The 14,530-nt window shown below is 69.3% G+C and carries 15 protein-coding genes and 1 pseudogene; 7 read left to right on the top strand and 9 right to left on the bottom strand.

All coding sequences use genetic code 11. The annotated features are described in order from the left end of the window. Positions 1 to 140 precede the first annotated feature (140 nt). The gene (locus BKN37_RS20460) at positions 141 to 1,577 is read left to right on the top strand and encodes an FAD-dependent oxidoreductase (RefSeq protein ID WP_071028789.1); all 1,437 of its coding nucleotides are present in this window, start codon (positions 141 to 143) and stop codon (positions 1,575 to 1,577) included. 94 nt (positions 1,578 to 1,671) lie between these two features. On the opposite strand, the gene BKN37_RS20455 is transcribed toward BKN37_RS20460, so the two are convergent. Together BKN37_RS20455 and BKN37_RS20450 are read right to left on the bottom strand one after the other, a co-directional pair. Further along, positions 1,672 to 2,412, bottom strand: a complete 741-nt coding sequence (locus BKN37_RS20455; RefSeq protein ID WP_071028788.1) for an SDR family NAD(P)-dependent oxidoreductase — start codon at positions 2,410 to 2,412, stop codon at positions 1,672 to 1,674. A gap of 73 nt (positions 2,413 to 2,485) precedes the next feature. Further along, on the bottom strand, positions 2,486 to 3,472 hold the full coding sequence (locus BKN37_RS20450; protein WP_071028787.1) for an aldo/keto reductase: 987 nt from the start codon (positions 3,470 to 3,472) through the stop codon (positions 2,486 to 2,488). Positions 3,473 to 3,573: 101 nt separating this feature from the next. Here BKN37_RS20450 and BKN37_RS20445 point away from each other — a divergent pair, with 101 nt between their 5' ends. Continuing rightward, positions 3,574 to 4,407: a helix-turn-helix transcriptional regulator gene (locus BKN37_RS20445; protein ID WP_071028786.1), complete on the top strand. Its 834-nt coding sequence runs from the start codon at positions 3,574 to 3,576 to the stop codon at positions 4,405 to 4,407. Positions 4,408 to 4,441: 34 nt separating this feature from the next. On the opposite strand, the gene BKN37_RS20440 is transcribed toward BKN37_RS20445, so the two are convergent. The 3 genes and pseudogenes from BKN37_RS20440 to BKN37_RS20435 form a co-directional block, all read right to left on the bottom strand. Continuing rightward, positions 4,442 to 5,056, bottom strand: coding sequence for a hypothetical protein (locus tag BKN37_RS20440; protein ID WP_095407153.1), 615 nt, complete (start codon positions 5,054 to 5,056; stop codon positions 4,442 to 4,444). A gap of 111 nt (positions 5,057 to 5,167) precedes the next feature. Continuing rightward, positions 5,168 to 5,497, bottom strand: a complete 330-nt coding sequence (locus BKN37_RS27985; protein ID WP_083341926.1) for a type II toxin-antitoxin system PemK/MazF family toxin — start codon at positions 5,495 to 5,497, stop codon at positions 5,168 to 5,170. Continuing rightward, a pseudogene (locus BKN37_RS20435) lies at positions 5,494 to 5,745 on the bottom strand (type II toxin-antitoxin system antitoxin MazE5); the annotation flags it as partial. The gene BKN37_RS27985 and the pseudogene BKN37_RS20435, both read right to left, overlap by 4 nt. 79 nt (positions 5,746 to 5,824) lie before the next feature. Between BKN37_RS20435 and BKN37_RS20430 the strand changes: the two are divergent. Next, positions 5,825 to 6,664 carry an SDR family oxidoreductase gene (locus tag BKN37_RS20430; protein ID WP_083341925.1) on the top strand — a complete coding sequence of 280 codons (840 nt, stop codon included), beginning with the start codon at positions 5,825 to 5,827 and terminating at the stop codon, positions 6,662 to 6,664. A gap of 86 nt (positions 6,665 to 6,750) precedes the next feature. Here BKN37_RS20430 and BKN37_RS20425 read toward each other — a convergent pair whose 3' ends face one another. Beyond that, positions 6,751 to 7,425 (bottom strand): hypothetical protein, encoded by a 675-nt coding sequence (locus BKN37_RS20425; RefSeq protein WP_071028784.1) that lies wholly within the window; start codon positions 7,423 to 7,425, stop codon positions 6,751 to 6,753. 46 nt (positions 7,426 to 7,471) lie between these two features. Continuing rightward, entirely contained in the window at positions 7,472 to 7,741 is a 270-nt protein-coding gene (locus BKN37_RS20420; protein ID WP_071028783.1) for a YdeI/OmpD-associated family protein, read from the bottom strand. 104 nt (positions 7,742 to 7,845) lie between these two features. Here BKN37_RS20420 and BKN37_RS20415 point away from each other — a divergent pair, with 104 nt between their 5' ends. Beyond that, positions 7,846 to 9,228, top strand: a complete 1,383-nt coding sequence (locus tag BKN37_RS20415; RefSeq protein ID WP_071028792.1) for an acyl-CoA dehydrogenase family protein — start codon at positions 7,846 to 7,848, stop codon at positions 9,226 to 9,228. A gap of 14 nt (positions 9,229 to 9,242) precedes the next feature. On the opposite strand, the gene BKN37_RS20410 is transcribed toward BKN37_RS20415, so the two are convergent. Next, positions 9,243 to 9,869, bottom strand: coding sequence for a TetR/AcrR family transcriptional regulator (locus BKN37_RS20410; RefSeq protein WP_071028782.1), 627 nt, complete (start codon positions 9,867 to 9,869; stop codon positions 9,243 to 9,245). A 91-nt stretch (positions 9,870 to 9,960) separates the two neighbouring features. Here BKN37_RS20410 and BKN37_RS20405 point away from each other — a divergent pair, with 91 nt between their 5' ends. Next, complete coding sequence (locus BKN37_RS20405) at positions 9,961 to 11,418, top strand: FAD-dependent monooxygenase (RefSeq protein ID WP_071028781.1); 1,458 nt, start codon at positions 9,961 to 9,963, stop codon at positions 11,416 to 11,418. Here BKN37_RS20405 and BKN37_RS20400 read toward each other — a convergent pair. Next, on the bottom strand, positions 11,404 to 12,636 hold the full coding sequence (locus BKN37_RS20400; protein WP_083341923.1) for an FAD-dependent oxidoreductase: 1,233 nt from the start codon (positions 12,634 to 12,636) through the stop codon (positions 11,404 to 11,406). The genes BKN37_RS20405 and BKN37_RS20400 overlap by 15 nt on opposite strands. 155 nt (positions 12,637 to 12,791) lie before the next feature. Between BKN37_RS20400 and BKN37_RS20395 the strand changes: the two genes are divergently transcribed. Then, positions 12,792 to 13,304 (top strand): hypothetical protein, encoded by a 513-nt coding sequence (locus tag BKN37_RS20395; protein ID WP_071028790.1) that lies wholly within the window; start codon positions 12,792 to 12,794, stop codon positions 13,302 to 13,304. A gap of 215 nt (positions 13,305 to 13,519) precedes the next feature. Then, positions 13,520 to 14,530, top strand: a 1,011-nt coding sequence (locus tag BKN37_RS20390; RefSeq protein ID WP_071028780.1) for a 3-deoxy-7-phosphoheptulonate synthase, incomplete at its 3' end; no start/stop codon positions are given.

The following is a 14,530-nucleotide window of genomic DNA, read 5'->3' as shown; positions in this document are numbered from 1 at the left end:
CGATCCGAGCCAGCCGATTGTCACCCCGCAGGGGAGGATCACGGTTCGGGTACGTTTCGGTATCCCCCCGACACGTCATGCGGCACCGCGGTTCGCGTGACCGACAATCCGGGCTATGACGCAATCGCGGGAACCCGACGTTGGCGCGTGAGATTTCACGGCAGACGTTTCTGCGGGGTGCCGCCGGAGCGTTGGCCGCTGGCGCGGTGTTCGGGCCGGGCCGGGCGACCGCGGATCCGAGACCCTCCGGCTGGGAAGGGTTGTCGTCCGCGATCGGCGGGCACGTGACACCGCCCGACAGTCCCCAATTCGCCGCGGCCAAGCAGGTTTTCAACACCAACTACAACGGCTCGACACCGGCGGCGGTCGTTGCCCCGACCTCGCCGGCGGACGTGCAAAAGGCGATGACCTTCGCCGCCGCCCACAACCTCAAGGTTGCTCCGCGCAGTGGCGGGCACTCCTATGTCGGGGCGTCCACCGCGACCGGTGCCATGGTGCTCGACCTGCGTCAGCTGCCCGAGGACATCGAGTATGACGACGCCACCGGGCAGGTCACGGTGACCCCCGCGACCGATCTGTATGCCCTGCACCAGAGGCTGGCCGCGGCGGGGCGGGGGATCCCGACGGGTACCTGCCCGACGGTCGGGACCGCCGGACACGCGTTGGGCGGCGGCCTGGGTGCCCATTCCCGGCACGCGGGCCTGATGAGCGACGCGTTGAGGGCGGCGTCGGTGGTGTTGCCCGGCGGCCAGGCGGTCACCGCCTCGGCCACCAGTAACCCGGACCTGTTCTGGGCGTTACGCGGCGGCGGTGGCGGCAACTTCGGGGTGACCACCGCGCTGACCTTTGCCACCTTTCCCACCAACGATGTCGACGTGGTGAACCTCAATTTCCCGCCGCAGTCGTTCGCGCAGGTCCTGCTCGGTTGGCAGAATTGGTTGCGCACCGCCGACCGCAGCAGCTGGGCGCTGGCGGACAGCACCACCGACGCGATGGGCAGCCAGTGTCGGATTCTGGCGACCTGCCCGGCCGGGTCCGGCGGCGGCGTGGCGAACGCCATCACGTCGGCCGTCGGCATCCAACCGACCGGCACCGAGAACCAGACGCTCGACTACCTGGGGCTGGTGCGGTATCTGGCGGTGGGGAACCTTACGCCCTCCCCGTTGGGATACGTCGGCGGATCCGACGTGTTCCCGACCATCAATGCCGGCGCCGCGCAGGGGATTGCCGCGGCGGTCAACACCTTTCCGCGGGGCGCGGGCCGCATGCTGGCAATCATGCATGCGCTCGACGGCGCGTTGGCCACGGTGGCGCCGGGTGCCACGGCGTTTCCGTGGCGCCAGCAGTCCGCGCTGGTGCAGTGGTACGTCGAGACATCCGGTTCCCCGTCGGCGGCCACCGCCTGGCTGCAGACGGCACACCAAGCGGTGCAACGGTATTCGGTGGGCGGCTACGTGAACTATCTCGAGGTCAACCAGGCGCCGGCGCGATACTTCGGCCAGAACCTGTCCCGGCTCAGCGCCGTACGGCAAAAGTACGATCCCGGCCGGGTCATGTTCTCCGGGCTGAACTTCTGAGCGCCGCCGTTCCGCCGACTGTGCGACTTCATACGCGAACCGAGCGGGGTGTATGAAACGGCACAGTCGCGAATGCGGCTGCGCTCATCGGTGCCTACCCGGCCGTTTTGCCGTTGTCGGCCAAATACACCGCGCCGTGCACCGCGGCCGCGGCATCGCTGGCCAGGAACGCGATGACCTGCGCGACGTCACCGGGGTCCATCATGCCGCGCGGCGAGGCGACCCGCATGATCAAGTTGACATCGGCATCGTCGGGGAGCCTGAAGTTTGTCACCTGCGACGTCAGCATCCCGCCCGGACACACGGCGTTGACCCGCAACTTCTCCGCGGTGAACTCGACGGCCAACGCCCGTGTGAGCCCGACGATCCCGTGCTTGGCCGCACAGTAGCCCGCCGAATACGCCTGCCCCTCAACGCCGGCGATCGACGCAACGTTGACGATATTGCCGCCGGCCTGTAGCAGGTGGGGGAGCGCAGCGCGGCACAGATAAAACGGGCCGTTGAGGTTGACCCCAAGGTCGTGGGCCCAGTCCTCGTCGGTGATCTCCCCGGTGCGGCGCATCCGGTGGGCCCCGGCGACGTTGACGAGGACATCGAGGCGGCCGAACTGATCAACGCACTGCCGTACCACCGCGTCGCAGGCCGGCGAGGTGGCGATATCGGCGCTGGTGAACCGCCCGCCGGGCACGGCGGCGAACACCGTCGCCAACCGTTCCTCATCGCGTGCCACACCGAAAACCGATGCGCCGTACCGCGCGAACAGCTGCGCGACCGCCGCTCCCAGTCCCGATGAGGCACCCGTAACCAGTGCCACCTTGCCTGACAGATCACCCATTTCGCTCCTGTCCTAGCCCAATGCCGGCCCGGTTCTGGCTAGGTTCTCACGACACGCAACTCCCGCGGAAATCTCAGCGCTCGGAGTCCAGCGCCGCCATGTGCTCGGCGGGGTAGCGGTCCCCGGCTACCTGGTCGGCCGGCAGCGCGGCCGCGATCGCGGCCAGCTGATCGTCGGTCAGCACCGCATCGACCGCGCCGAGCGCCTCGGTCAATCGCGCGCGGGTGCGGGCACCGACCAGCGGCACGATGTCGGTGCCGCGGGAGGCTACCCAGGCGATCGCCGCCTGCGCCACCGACACCCGGAGTTCGTCGGCGACGTCGCGCAGCTTCTCCACCAGGGCGAGGTTGCGGTCCAGGTTGTCCCCCGCGAAACGCGGATGCACGGTCCGGAAATCGCCTGACCCGCCGGACGATTTCGTCCAGTGTCCGCCGATCAGCCCGCGGGAGAGCACACCGTAGGCGGTCACACCGATACCGAACTCGCGGCAGGTGGCCAGGATGTCGCGCTCGACGCCGCGGGACGCCAGGGAGTATTCGATCTGCAGATCGGCGATCGGCCGGACCGCGGCCGCCCGCCGGATGGTGTCCGACCCCACCTCGGATAAGCCGATGTGCCGCACGTATCCGGCGTCGACCAGTTCCCCGATGGCGCCGACGGTGTCCTCGATGGGCACCACCGGGTCTAGGCGTGCCGGCCGGTAGACGTCGAGGTAGTCGGTGCCCAGCCGCTGCAGCGAGTAGGCGGCGGCGGCCTTGACCGCCGCCGGGCGGGCGTCGTAGCCGACCCAGGACCCGTCGGGGCCCAGCTGGCCGCCGAACTTCACGCTGAGCTGATAGCTGTCGCGGGGGCGGGGCCGCAGCGCTTCGGCGAGCAATAGTTCGTTGTGCCCCATGCCGTAGAAGTCGCCGGTGTCCACCAGCCTGATGCCCGCGTCCAGGGCGGCGTGCACGGTGGCGATGCTTTCGGCGCGGTCGGCGGCGCCGTATGCCGCCGACATGCCCATGCAGCCGAGGCCGATCACAGAGGTGGTCAAGGTTCCGAGTGTGGTGGTTCGCATGCGGCCAGTGTTGGTCGAAACTGGCGGTGCCACCAGGCCGCGTCGAACCCGGGACTGCCAGTCCCCTGTCTCGCCGCCGTTGACTGAGCAACAATGGTCCGATGGATCGTGCCGCGCTGGCCGAATTCTTGCGCCGCCGCCGCGAGGCGTTGCGGCCAACGGATGTCGGCCTGCCCGCCGGTGCGCGGCGGCGTACCGCGGGCCTGCGCCGCGAGGAAGTCGCGCAGCTGACCGGGATGTCGGTGGACTATTACGGCAGGCTGGAGCAGGCCCGCAGCACCCAGCCGTCACCGCAGATGTTGCGGGCGTTGGCGCGTGCGCTGCGCTTGACCGACGACGAGACCGATCACCTGTACCGACTGGCCGGTCATGCCGTTCCCGAGCGGCACGGGCAGTCGACCCACGTGCGGCCGGCCCTGTTGTTCGTCCTGGACCAGATGCGTGACGCGGCCGCCTTCGTCTGCTCCGACACCGATGTCATGCTCGCGCAGAACGACCTGGCCAAACTGCTGATGGGCGACCTCGTCACCGGCGAGACCGGGCTGCGGTCCTCCATCAGCTGGCAGTGGTTCACCGACCCGGATGCCCGGGCGGCGGTCCCCGCCGACGAGCACGACGAGCACAGTCGGGTGATGGTGGCGGACCTGCGGGCGGCGTGGGCACGCCGCCGGACCGATGCCGACATGCGCGAACTCGTGGAACGCCTGCTGGCGCACAGCCGCGAATTCGCCGAGTTGTGGGCGCGTCACGAGGTGGCCGTCCGGCGCATGCAGCGTAAGACGTTCCTGACCAGGGTCGGTCGCATCACGCTGGACTGTGAAGTGTTGGCGACGACGGATGGTCAACGGTTGGTGGTTCTCACCCCGCCCGCCGGATCGTCCGCCGCGGAGAAGCTGCGCCTGCTTGCCGTGGTGGGGAACCAGGCCGTGGGCTAATTGGTTGTCGCCCGATTGGCCGAGGTCGGCCCGATCAGCCCGCGCAGGCGGTGAGCCTCGGCGGGGAGAAGGCGACCGACCCGACGCCGCCGAGCGTCATGCCATTGTCGTCGAGCGTCATCCTCGTCACGTACGTGCAGGTTTGGATTTCGGTCAGCCCGTTCAGGAAGACCACGTCGTAGGTGTAGTCGAACGAGCGCACCAACTGGCTCCCGTTCCACACCACGTCCAAGGCAAAACCGAGCGACGACGCCGAGCGGGCACCAAGCACCCGCGGGCCGACCTCGCCTATCCCCGGCTTCAGGGAGAACGGGGTGCCGTCCTGCTTGGTGCCCGCCACGCTGACGCTGCGGATCTTGTAACCGGTGGCCGCTGCCGGCACGGCGGGACCCGAGGAGATCTTCGTGCTGAACAAGATGGAGTAGTTGGTGCCACCCGAAACCGCCGTCGTGCTGAAACTCGTCGAGGTGAACTCTTCGGGTAGCTCGACGGCGCAATTGTCGACCGAGCCCGACGGATCATCGCAACCCGAATCCGGCGGGTCCGCCAGGGAAGACGGTGGGGTCAGGGCAATGCCAATCATCGGCACCGATAACGCAATACCCCGCATCAGCACGCGCCGGGAGACCGCCTTCGGGGGAATGTCCATCAAGGATTGCTCCTTCCAGGCAGGAAGCGCAGGCCATCGCACATGGTACTGAGTGTGGTGCCAGAATGTGGTCGTATCAACGGATTTGCGGCGATGCCGTCGGCCGATCAATCAGCGGGCGCAATCCACCGCTACTTCAAGGGCAGCGCAGATATCGCGCATTCGACCGTCGGCGAGTCGGCCGAGTCGACTGACCAACACCGCGACCGAGACGCTTTCGAGAGAGTCAAGATTCACCGCGGAACGTCGCGGGACCGGGTCGGTATCGGGTTCAAGAACGACCTCGCTGGGCAGTCCCCGGATCGTGGTCGTGCACGGCGCGACGAGGGTGCGCCGAAGCCGGGGGATGGCCGCGTCTCTCGACATGACAACCACTGGGCGGCGGCCGATTTCTGGCAATTCGCACCACCAGAGTTCGCCGCGGGCCGGAAGCGCACTCATGACGCGCCGGCCGCGCGCCGCCACGAGGCCAAGTCGCCCCACGCGTCCGGTTCCTCGGCGGGGTGCTCGTCGTAGGCGGTGTAGCTCGCGTCCAGCTCGGCGGACCGGTGACGCGCCAACAGTGCCGCTAGCGCCTCGTCGATGAGGACGGCGTCGGTAACTCCTGATCGCAAGCCGCGTGCGGTGCCCAGTAGATCCGCGTCGACGGTGGTGCTCAAACGTATGCGAGCCATGCCACGATTATGCCACTCGCGTGACGGGTCGCCCGGTGCCTGTAAAGCGCGACCCTTAATACGGCGTGCCAAAACGGCCGTATACGGTCCAGATATGAGTGGAGTGGCGGTCATCACAGGCGGTGCGGGCGGCATGGGTCAAGCGACGGCGAAGGTCGTCGGTCGCGATCAGACGGTTGTGCTGTGCGACGTCAGGCAGGACCGGCTGGAGGCCGCGGCCGCCGCGCTGAGCGACCTCGGCATCACCGCCACCGCCGTCAACTGCGATGTGACCGACCGGCAGGCGGTCGATCGGCTCCTGGAGACCGCATCTGGTCTCGGGACGCTCACCTCGATCATCCACACCGCGGGGGTCAGCCCCAGCATGGGCGACGCCGATTACGTCATGCGGACCAATGCGCTGGGGACCGTCAACGTCAACGAGGCCTTCTACGCGACGGCCGGCGAGGGCTCCGCGATCGTCAATGTGGCCTCGATGGCCGCTCACATGCTGCCGGCGGAGATCATCCCGACGGGCCACTTCCCGGTGGCGGTGCAGGACGGCGAGGCCTTCCTGAACGAGATGAGGACGGTATACGGCGTGGCGCCCGAGGAGGCGCGATCCGGGCTCGCCTACGCGGTCAGCAAGAGCTTTGTCCGGTGGTACTCGACCTCGCAGGCCGAGCGGTTCAACGGCCGCGGGCTGCGCATCGTGTCGGTGTCGCCCGGTTCTATCGACACCGAGATGGGCCGGCTGGAAGAGCAAGCCGGGGCCGGCGCGATGGTCGCCGACGCCGCGGTCCCGCGGTGGGGGAAGCCGGAAGAGATGGCCGAGCTGCTCGCCTTCTGCGCCAGCGACCGAGCGGGATACCTCACCGGCACCGACATCCTCAACGACGGCGGAGTGATCGCCTCGATGACGGAGCGAGCCCGAGCGGCGGCGGCGAACAGTTGAGCGCGCCGCCGGGTGGCGGCGGTGAAGTTAAGTTCACGCTCGAACGCCGGCGGTGAACCTAACTTCACGCTCGGCGCCGGGGCGGCTCAGAGCGTCCAGAAATACCGGCTGGTGGGCACCAGGTCCAATCCGGTGTCCGCGCCGAAGCGGGCCACGCTGGCCATGAGCTCGGTGACCCGGCGGGTGAGTTCGGCGTCGTCGCCGCGACTGCCGTAGAAGGCGTGCGGGTCGGACATCCCCGCCATCGGGAAATGCTCCTCGACGATCGCCGCGACCTCCGGCGACGCGGGGGTCAGCGCCTCCTCGACCGTGTTCTGGATGTAGCCCACCGTGTTCTGGGTGCGGATGGCGATCGGCGTGTGGTGAACGTGCCAGAACTCCAGGTACTCGTCCCGAGGCATCGACGCCGGCCGGCGCAACAGGGCGACATTGGCCAGCACATCCAATCGGGTGCCATCGGGAACCGGCAACGGATCCAGGCGGATCTTCTCGGTCACCCGATAGGCGTGCGGCGCCGACTCATCGGCGGCTTCGGCCACGGTGTCGATCACCCCCGCCGCGGTCCCGCGGGTCCAGACCGAGACCAGCCCGGTGATCGGTTCGCCGGGCCCGAACCGCATCATCGCGCGGGCGACGTCGGCGTCGTCGAGGTTGAGCTGCAGCGCCGACGCTCCGTTCGCGGCCAGCGCCGCCCGAAACGAGGGTGCGGACAACCGAGCCCCGAGGTCGGCGCCGTGCAGGGCGAGGATCAGCTTGGTCACCGCACCGACATTAAGCCGGGGTGCGGAACCGCGCAGGGGCGGGCCCCTACGCCCGGCCGGTGCGTTCCCGGTGCTTGCAGCCCGGCCAGCAGCAGGGCCGGCGCTTGCCTTCCTCCAGCTCCTCCTGGGTCCGGCGAATGCGGCGCTGTCGGGTCGAGTCCTGCTTGGCATCCTCGACCCAACAGATGAACTCGTTGCGGGCCAACGGCGTGATGTCGTTCCAGGCCGCCAGGGCCGTGGAGTTGACGATCAGCGCCTCGCGGAGGTCCGCGGGCAACTTGTGCACGACCCCTCCGGGCACCCGTGTGCTGCTCACCGGGCCAGGGTAGCGTGCGCCCGCGTTTGATCCCGCCGCAAAGCGGCAACCCTTCGGTGCACCCGGTCGGCGACGTCGACCGGTATGACCGCAGGGACGCAGCCATGGCCTTTGACCTCACGCCGACCGCGGCGCAACACGATCTGGCGCGGCGCACCCACGAGTTCGCCGAATCCGTGATCCGTCCGGTCGCCCTCGACTATGACCAACGGCAGGAGTTTCCCTGGCCGGTGCTGGAAGAGGCCGCCCAGCAGGGCTTCTACAGTCCGCTGTTCTACCGGGATCTGATCGGGGATTCGACCGGCCTGTCGTTGCCGATGTTCATGGAGGAGCTGTTTTGGGGGTGCGCCGGCATCGGGTTGGCGATCGTGATGCCGGCGCTGGCGCTTGCGGCGATCGGTCAGGCCGCTTCCCCGGAGCAGATGCTGGAATGGGCGCCGGAGTGCTTCGGCACCCCGGGCGACCTCAAACTCGCGGCGCTGGCGATCTCCGAACCCGAAGGCGGCAGCGACGTCCGGAACCTGCGAACCACGGCACACCGGGATGGCGACGACTGGGTGATCGACGGCCACAAGATGTGGATCGGCAACGGCGGCATCGCCAATGTGCACGTGGTCAACGCCGTCGTCGACGAAGAGCTGGGCCACCGCGGCCAGGCGCTGTTCATCGTGCCGGGCGGCAGCCCGGGGCTGGAACTGGTGCGCAAGCTCGACAAACTGGGCTGCCGGGCGTCGCACACGGCCGAGTTACGGTTCGACGCCGTTCGGGTCCCCCAAGCCAACCTGCTGGGCGGACAGGAGAAGCTCGACCAGAAACTGGCCAAAGCCCGCGAGGTCATCGCGGGCGGCAAGCACTCCGGCTCGGCGACGTTGGGCACCTTCGAGCAGACCCGCCCGATGGTCGCTGCGCAGGCGATCGGCATCGCCCGCGCAGCACTGGAATACGCCACCAGCTACGCCACCCGCCGGGAAGCCTTCGGCGGGCCGATCATCGACAACCAGGGTGTCGGGTTTCCGTTGGCGGAGTTGGCCACCCGGGTCGACGCCGCGCGGCTGTTGACCTGGCGGGCCTCCTGGATGGCGGCCAACGGCATCGCCTTCGACCGCGGCGAGGGCTCCATGTCGAAGATGGCGGCCAGCGAAGTCGCGGTCCGCGCCACCGAGCAGGCCATCCAGACGCTGGGCGGCTGGGGCTATATCACCGACCACCCGGTCGAGAAGTGGTATCGAGACGCCAAGCTCTACACCATTTTCGAAGGGACCAGCGAAATCCAGCGGATCGTGATCTCGCAGGCGCTGGGCGCCGCGGAAGGCGTCCCGCCGCTGCACGTCGAGCTCGAACCGTCCGGCGGCCCGCTGAACCGGCTGTTCGGTCGCGGCACCCCGTTGCGCACCCGGGCCGCCAGCGCGGCGCTTGCGATGCAAGACCACATTCCCGAGCCGGTCATGCGCGTCGCGATGAAAGCGCTGCGGCCGCCGCGCAACTGAACGGCGCGGCCCGCTCACCGGGTGGTTCCGGCCAGAACGGTGTCCAGCCCCGCGGCGAATCGCTGGTCGCGGTTGCCGGTGAGGATGGCGATCGCGTCGTCGCTATCCGAGATCCGCGGATAGTCGGTGACGCCGATCGCCTCCACCAGAGCATCCCACTCGTCGGCGTCGGCCAGCTCCACGAAAGCCTGCTCGAGGATCACGAAACCCGTTGTGTAGGTGCGCAATACCAGCGCGATGTCGCCCGCGCTGAACGGCGGCACCGTGATGGTCTGCAACAGGGTCATCAGGGTGGCCGACAATTTGAGGGTGGCGGCAAACGGCGCGTAGGAATCGGCCACGATCCGTCCGCCGTCGCGGAAGGCCAGCATCGCGTCGCGCATCCGGATGCAGCACAGCTTGACCTGATCGACGGACGGGTGGGCGGTGTCGATGTCGTCGAGGTCGATCGTGGCGTAGATGGCATCGGCCATCGCCCGCTGCAGGTCCTTCCTGTCCCGGAAGTGTTTGTACAACGCCCCGGGGCTCACCTGGGCGGCCGCCGCTAGCCGGCGCATGGTCAGCGCGTCGAGGCCGTTCGCCGCGACGTAGCCGTGCGCCAGCGCCACCAGCTTGTCTCGGCTCAGTCCGCGTTTGACCATCGGCGTCGAGCCTAGAACGCCCCACTTCCCACCGGTGGTGAACATTGTTTACTATCGCTTTAATGCGCAGCACGCAGCGGAGGGTGACCCGATGACCGACCATGCCGTGGTGATTGCCGGAGCGGGCCCGACCGGACTGATGTTGGCCGGCGAATTGGCGCTGGCGGGCGTCGACGTCGCCGTCGTCGAGCGCCGCTCCGCCCACGACCTGGTCGGTTCCCGAGCCGGGGGGATGACGCCGCGCACCATCGAAGTTCTCGATCAGCGCGGCATCGCGGAGCGGTTCCTGGCCCAAGGGGTCACCTGCCGGATCGGGCACTACTCGTGGCTTCGCCTCGACATCTCGGATCTGCCCACCAGACACAACTACGGGCTTGCGCTACCGCAGTACCGTGTCGAGCGCACCTTGGCCGACTGGGTGGGCGAATTGGGCGTGCCGATCCATTACGGCTGCGAGGTAACGGGTTTCGCCCAGAATGACGCCGGCGTCGAGATCGACCTGTGCGATGGCCGGGCGCTGCGCGCTGAATACCTCGCTGGGTGCGACGGTGGCCGCAGCGTCATCCGCAAGGCGGCCGGTATCGACTTTCCGGGCTGGGAGCCGTCGATCAGCTGCCTGATCGCCGATGTCGAGACGGGCGAGGAACCGCCGTGGGGTCTGCACCGCGACCAGGCCGGCTTCCATTCCTTTTTCCAGTTGGAGGACGGCGGACCGGTGCGGGTCATGGTGGCAGCACCTCACGTCGGTCAGGCGGGGGAGCCCACCCTGGGCGACATCCGCGCGGCACTGCTGGCGGTGCGCGGCACCGACTACGGAATACGTGCTGCCGCCTGGATTTCCCGGTTCACCGACGTCACCAGGCAGGCGGCGTCCTACCGCGACGGACGGGTGCTGCTCGCCGGCGACGCCGCACACGTGCACTTGCCGATCGGTGGCCACGGCCTCAACACCGGGATCCAAGATGCGGTCAACCTCGGTTGGAAGCTGGCGCAGGTGGTGCACGGCGCCTGCCCCGAGGCGTTGCTGGACACCTACCACGCCGAACGGCATCCGGTCGGCGCGCGCATGCTGCACAACACCATGGCCCAGACCGCACTCATCGGTCCCGGCGAACGTATCGGCGCCCTGCGCGACACCATGTCCGAGCTGCTGAGCATGGATGCGCCGCGCACCCGGATCGCGGCGACGATGTGCTGGTTGGACATCCACTACGACCTCGGCGACGGGCACCCGCTGCTGGGGCGCCGCATGCCCGACCTCGACGTGGTCACCCCCGACGGGCCGGTCCGGGTGTTCACGCTGCTGCACCCCGCCCGCCCGGTGCTGCTGAACCTCGGTCCGCCGCTGGACGTCTCCGGGTGGGCAGAGCGCCTGCGGGTGATCGAGGCGCACTACACCGGGGTGTGGGAGCTGCCCGTCCTGGGCCGGGTGGCGGCCCCGGCGGCCGTGCTGATCCGCCCCGACGGGCACGTCGCCTGGGTGGGTGACGGCACCGACGCCGGGCTGCGCGACGCGCTGACGCGCTGGGTGGGATCACCCGCGGCTTGAGGCGCGGCGGGCGAAGGCCGGGGCGCGCTCGGGCCGCACCCCGACGCCGACGAAGTAGGCCGGAACGGCCGCGAGCCAGGGCAGCCGGTTGATCACGCGGAACAGCGCGGCCGGTGGGGTGATGTCCTCGCCGCGCACGATCGGGCCGAGCAACAGCCGATGCATCACCCGCTGCACCGCTTGGGTCACCGCGGCGGGCAACGCCCGCCGGCGTCGCACCGCGGCCAGGGCACGGCCGGTGACCCGGTGCCGGCGCAGCGGCTCGGCCAGCAAGGTGGCGGCGGCGACGGCGTCTTGGATCGCCAAGTTGATCCCGACCCCGCCCACCGGTGACATCGCGTGCGCGGCGTCACCGATACACAGCAGCCCGTCGGTGTGCCAGCGGCGCAGCCGGTTCACCCGCACGTCAAGCACTTTGACGTCGTCCATCGAGGTCAGCCCGGTCACCGTCCGGGCGGCTTCGGGCACCAGGTCGACGACGTCGCGGCGAAACGCGTCGAGGCCTCGGGCCCGCAACTGGGCGTCGCTGCCCTTGGCGCCCAGGTACGCGACCTGAAAGTAGCCCGGGCGGGGGATCAGGATGGCGGCCTTGCCGCGCGCGAGGCGGGGCACCAGGGAGAACTCTGCGGCACCGTCCCGCGGTAGCCGAAACCACCACACGTCGAACTTCACCGGGTACTCGCGCACCTTGAGCCTGGCCTGCTGCCGGGCCAGTGACCCCCGGCCGTCGCAGGCCACCGTCAACTCGGCCCGCAATTCGCCGGGCCCGTCCGGGCTTTGGTAGCGCACCCCGGCGACCCGGCCGGCCTCCTGCAGCAGCCCGGTGACTTCGGTGCGCATCCGCAACGTGAAGTTCGGCTCCGCGGCGGCGGCCTCGGCGAGCAGGTTCAGCAGATCCCACTGCGGCACCATCGCGATAAACGGATGGGGTTGACGCAGCCGCCGGAAGTCCACCAGGGTCGCGGCGCGCCCGTTGGCTTCCAACCGCGCTTCGCGGACCTCGGAGTGCGGCAACGCCGCGAAGCGCTCCCACAGCCCCAGCTCGTCGAGCAGCCGCATGGTGGTGGGGTGCACGGTGTCACCGCGGAAATCCCGCAGAAAGTCGCCGTGCTTCTCCAGCACGGTGACGTCCACGCCGGCGCGGGCCAACAGCAGCCCGAGCACCATTCCCGCCGGACCGCCGCCGATGACCGCGCAGGTGGTCTTCTCAGTGCCCATCGATGTCCTCAGTCCCGGGGTCTGCCGCACCTGCCGCGAAACAGGCCTACCGCGAGGCTAGCTGGCCCGGTGTGGATTTCGAGCGCCTAACGATTGTGTTGTGCCTCGGCCTCGACGCTCGCACAACCAGCGCGGACGTGTTCTGGTGGAACGCGATGGTGTTCTTGGAGGTCTCCACCCGGCGGGTGGCCGTCGCCGCGGCGGCCTGCGCGGCGCTGCTCGCCGTCGGGGTGCCGACGGCCGCGGCCGCCCCCGACACCGATGATCAGGGCTTCGTCGACTCCACCGCACGCTGCGCGCCACCCGACGTCGCGGTGGCCTTCGGTCGCACCGAGTCCTCGCGGGTGGCGATCTGCAAGACGCCGGACGGCGGGCTGGAGTACCGCGGCGTGAGGGTGCGCGACGGCGCCAAATTGATCGCCCCCGCCTCGCAATCCGGTGGGGTCAGCTACATCGCCGACCAGGATGGCATCACCTACACGGTCACGCGGGACTCGTTGGTCGTCAGCGAGGGCGGCGACGTCCTCCGCCGCGAGCCGATGGTCGAATTCCATGAGCCCGGAGCCCCCGCCGCCCCGGCGCCAGCACCACCGAGCCCGCCGGCGGAGCCGACCCCGACCCCGACCGAGCCGCTGCCGCCGCCGTTGCCCGCCGAGGTGGGCGGGTAGCGCCCGTGGTATCTTCGCCACCGTGAACACCGTCGCGCGCCGCTATTGGCGCTTTATCTCGGCTCCGGGCGGGGCCGTAGAGGAAGCGTCAGTCTGACACATCCGCGCGACTAACACCCGGAGCCCAAGCAGTGACCGCCAGGTCGCTGCTTTCGTCATTTCAGGGCATCGGGAACCCGCGGGCGTGCCCTGACACCACCAGAAAGGCACCCCACATGTCCATCGCCGATACCGTCACGACCGCCGTCGACACCGCCGATCGTCGGATCGCCGCATTCCGGGAGCTCTCGACACCGGACGAGATCCGGGCCGAACTCCCGCTGACGCCGCGCCGGGCCGCGGCGGTCCAGCACGATCGGGACCAGGTCGCCGACATCCTGGCCGGCCGCGACGACCGGCTGCTGCTGGTGGTCGGGCCCTGCTCGGTGCACGACCCGAACGCCGCGCTCGACTACGCCCGTCGACTCGCCCCGCTGGCCAGCCGGTACGCCGAGCGCCTGAAAATCGTGATGCGGGTGTACTTCGAGAAGCCGCGCACCACCGTGGGCTGGAAGGGCCTGATCAACGACCCCAGCATGGACGGCAGCTTCGACGTGGAACGGGGTCTGCGCACCGCCCGGCGGCTGCTGCTGGACGTCATCGACATCGGTCTTCCGGTGGGGTGTGAATTCTTGGAACCCACCAGCCCGCAGTACATCGCCGACGCCGTCGCGTGGGGCGCCATCGGTGCGCGGACCACCGAGTCGCAGGTGCACCGGCAGTTGGCGTCCGGGCTGTCCATGCCGATCGGCTTCAAGAACGGCACCGACGGCAACATCCAGGTCGCGATCGACGGTGCGCGCGCCGCCGCCGCACCGCACAGCTTCTTCGGCGTGGACAACCGCGGCCGCGGGGCCGTCGTGGAGACCACCGGCAACCCGGACTGTCACGTGATCCTGCGGGGCGGTTCGGGCGGCCCCAACTACGACGCCGGGTCGGTGGCGACCGCGGTGACGCAGCTGCGTGCAGCGGGACTGCCGGACCGGCTGATGATCGACTGCTCGCACGCCAATTCCGGCAAGGACCATCGTCGGCAGGCGGCGGTCGCGGCCGAGGTGACCCACCGCATCGCCGCGGGGGAGGGCGGGATCACCGGCCTGATGTTGGAAAGCTTCCTGGTCGCCGGGGCGCAACCGCTGGGTGCTGACCTGGTGTACGGCCAGTCGGTCACCGATCAGTGCATGGAC

Origin of the sequence: Mycobacterium talmoniae, from assembly GCF_001854525.1 — a bacterium.
Classification (GTDB): domain Bacteria; phylum Actinomycetota; class Actinomycetes; order Mycobacteriales; family Mycobacteriaceae; genus Mycobacterium; species Mycobacterium talmoniae.
Note: the sequence above shows the minus strand (reverse complement) of the source record. Positions and strands in the feature narration are given on the sequence as shown.

Bases quoted from the DNA above. Each gene is read 5' to 3' on its own strand.
- BKN37_RS20410 (WP_071028782.1), bottom strand. From the start codon at position 9,869: ATGGTCAAACGCGGACTGAGCCGAGACAAGCTGGTGGCGCTGGCGCAC.
- BKN37_RS20395 (WP_071028790.1), top strand. From the start codon at position 12,792: ATGGTGTTCTTGGAGGTCTCCACCCGGCGGGTGGCCGTCGCCGCGGCG.
- BKN37_RS20450 (WP_071028787.1), bottom strand. From the start codon at position 3,472: ATGCGAACCACCACACTCGGAACCTTGACCACCTCTGTGATCGGCCTC.
- BKN37_RS20430 (WP_083341925.1), top strand. From the start codon at position 5,825: ATGAGTGGAGTGGCGGTCATCACAGGCGGTGCGGGCGGCATGGGTCAA.
- BKN37_RS27985 (WP_083341926.1), bottom strand. From the start codon at position 5,497: ATGAGTGCGCTTCCGGCCCGCGGCGAACTCTGGTGGTGCGAATTGCCA.
- BKN37_RS20440 (WP_095407153.1), bottom strand. From the start codon at position 5,056: ATGGACATTCCCCCGAAGGCGGTCTCCCGGCGCGTGCTGATGCGGGGT.
- BKN37_RS20445 (WP_071028786.1), top strand. From the start codon at position 3,574: ATGGATCGTGCCGCGCTGGCCGAATTCTTGCGCCGCCGCCGCGAGGCG.
- BKN37_RS20400 (WP_083341923.1), bottom strand. From the start codon at position 12,636: ATGGGCACTGAGAAGACCACCTGCGCGGTCATCGGCGGCGGTCCGGCG.
- BKN37_RS20415 (WP_071028792.1), top strand. From the start codon at position 7,846: ATGGCCTTTGACCTCACGCCGACCGCGGCGCAACACGATCTGGCGCGG.
- BKN37_RS20405 (WP_071028781.1), top strand. From the start codon at position 9,961: ATGACCGACCATGCCGTGGTGATTGCCGGAGCGGGCCCGACCGGACTG.
- BKN37_RS20455 (WP_071028788.1), bottom strand. From the start codon at position 2,412: ATGGGTGATCTGTCAGGCAAGGTGGCACTGGTTACGGGTGCCTCATCG.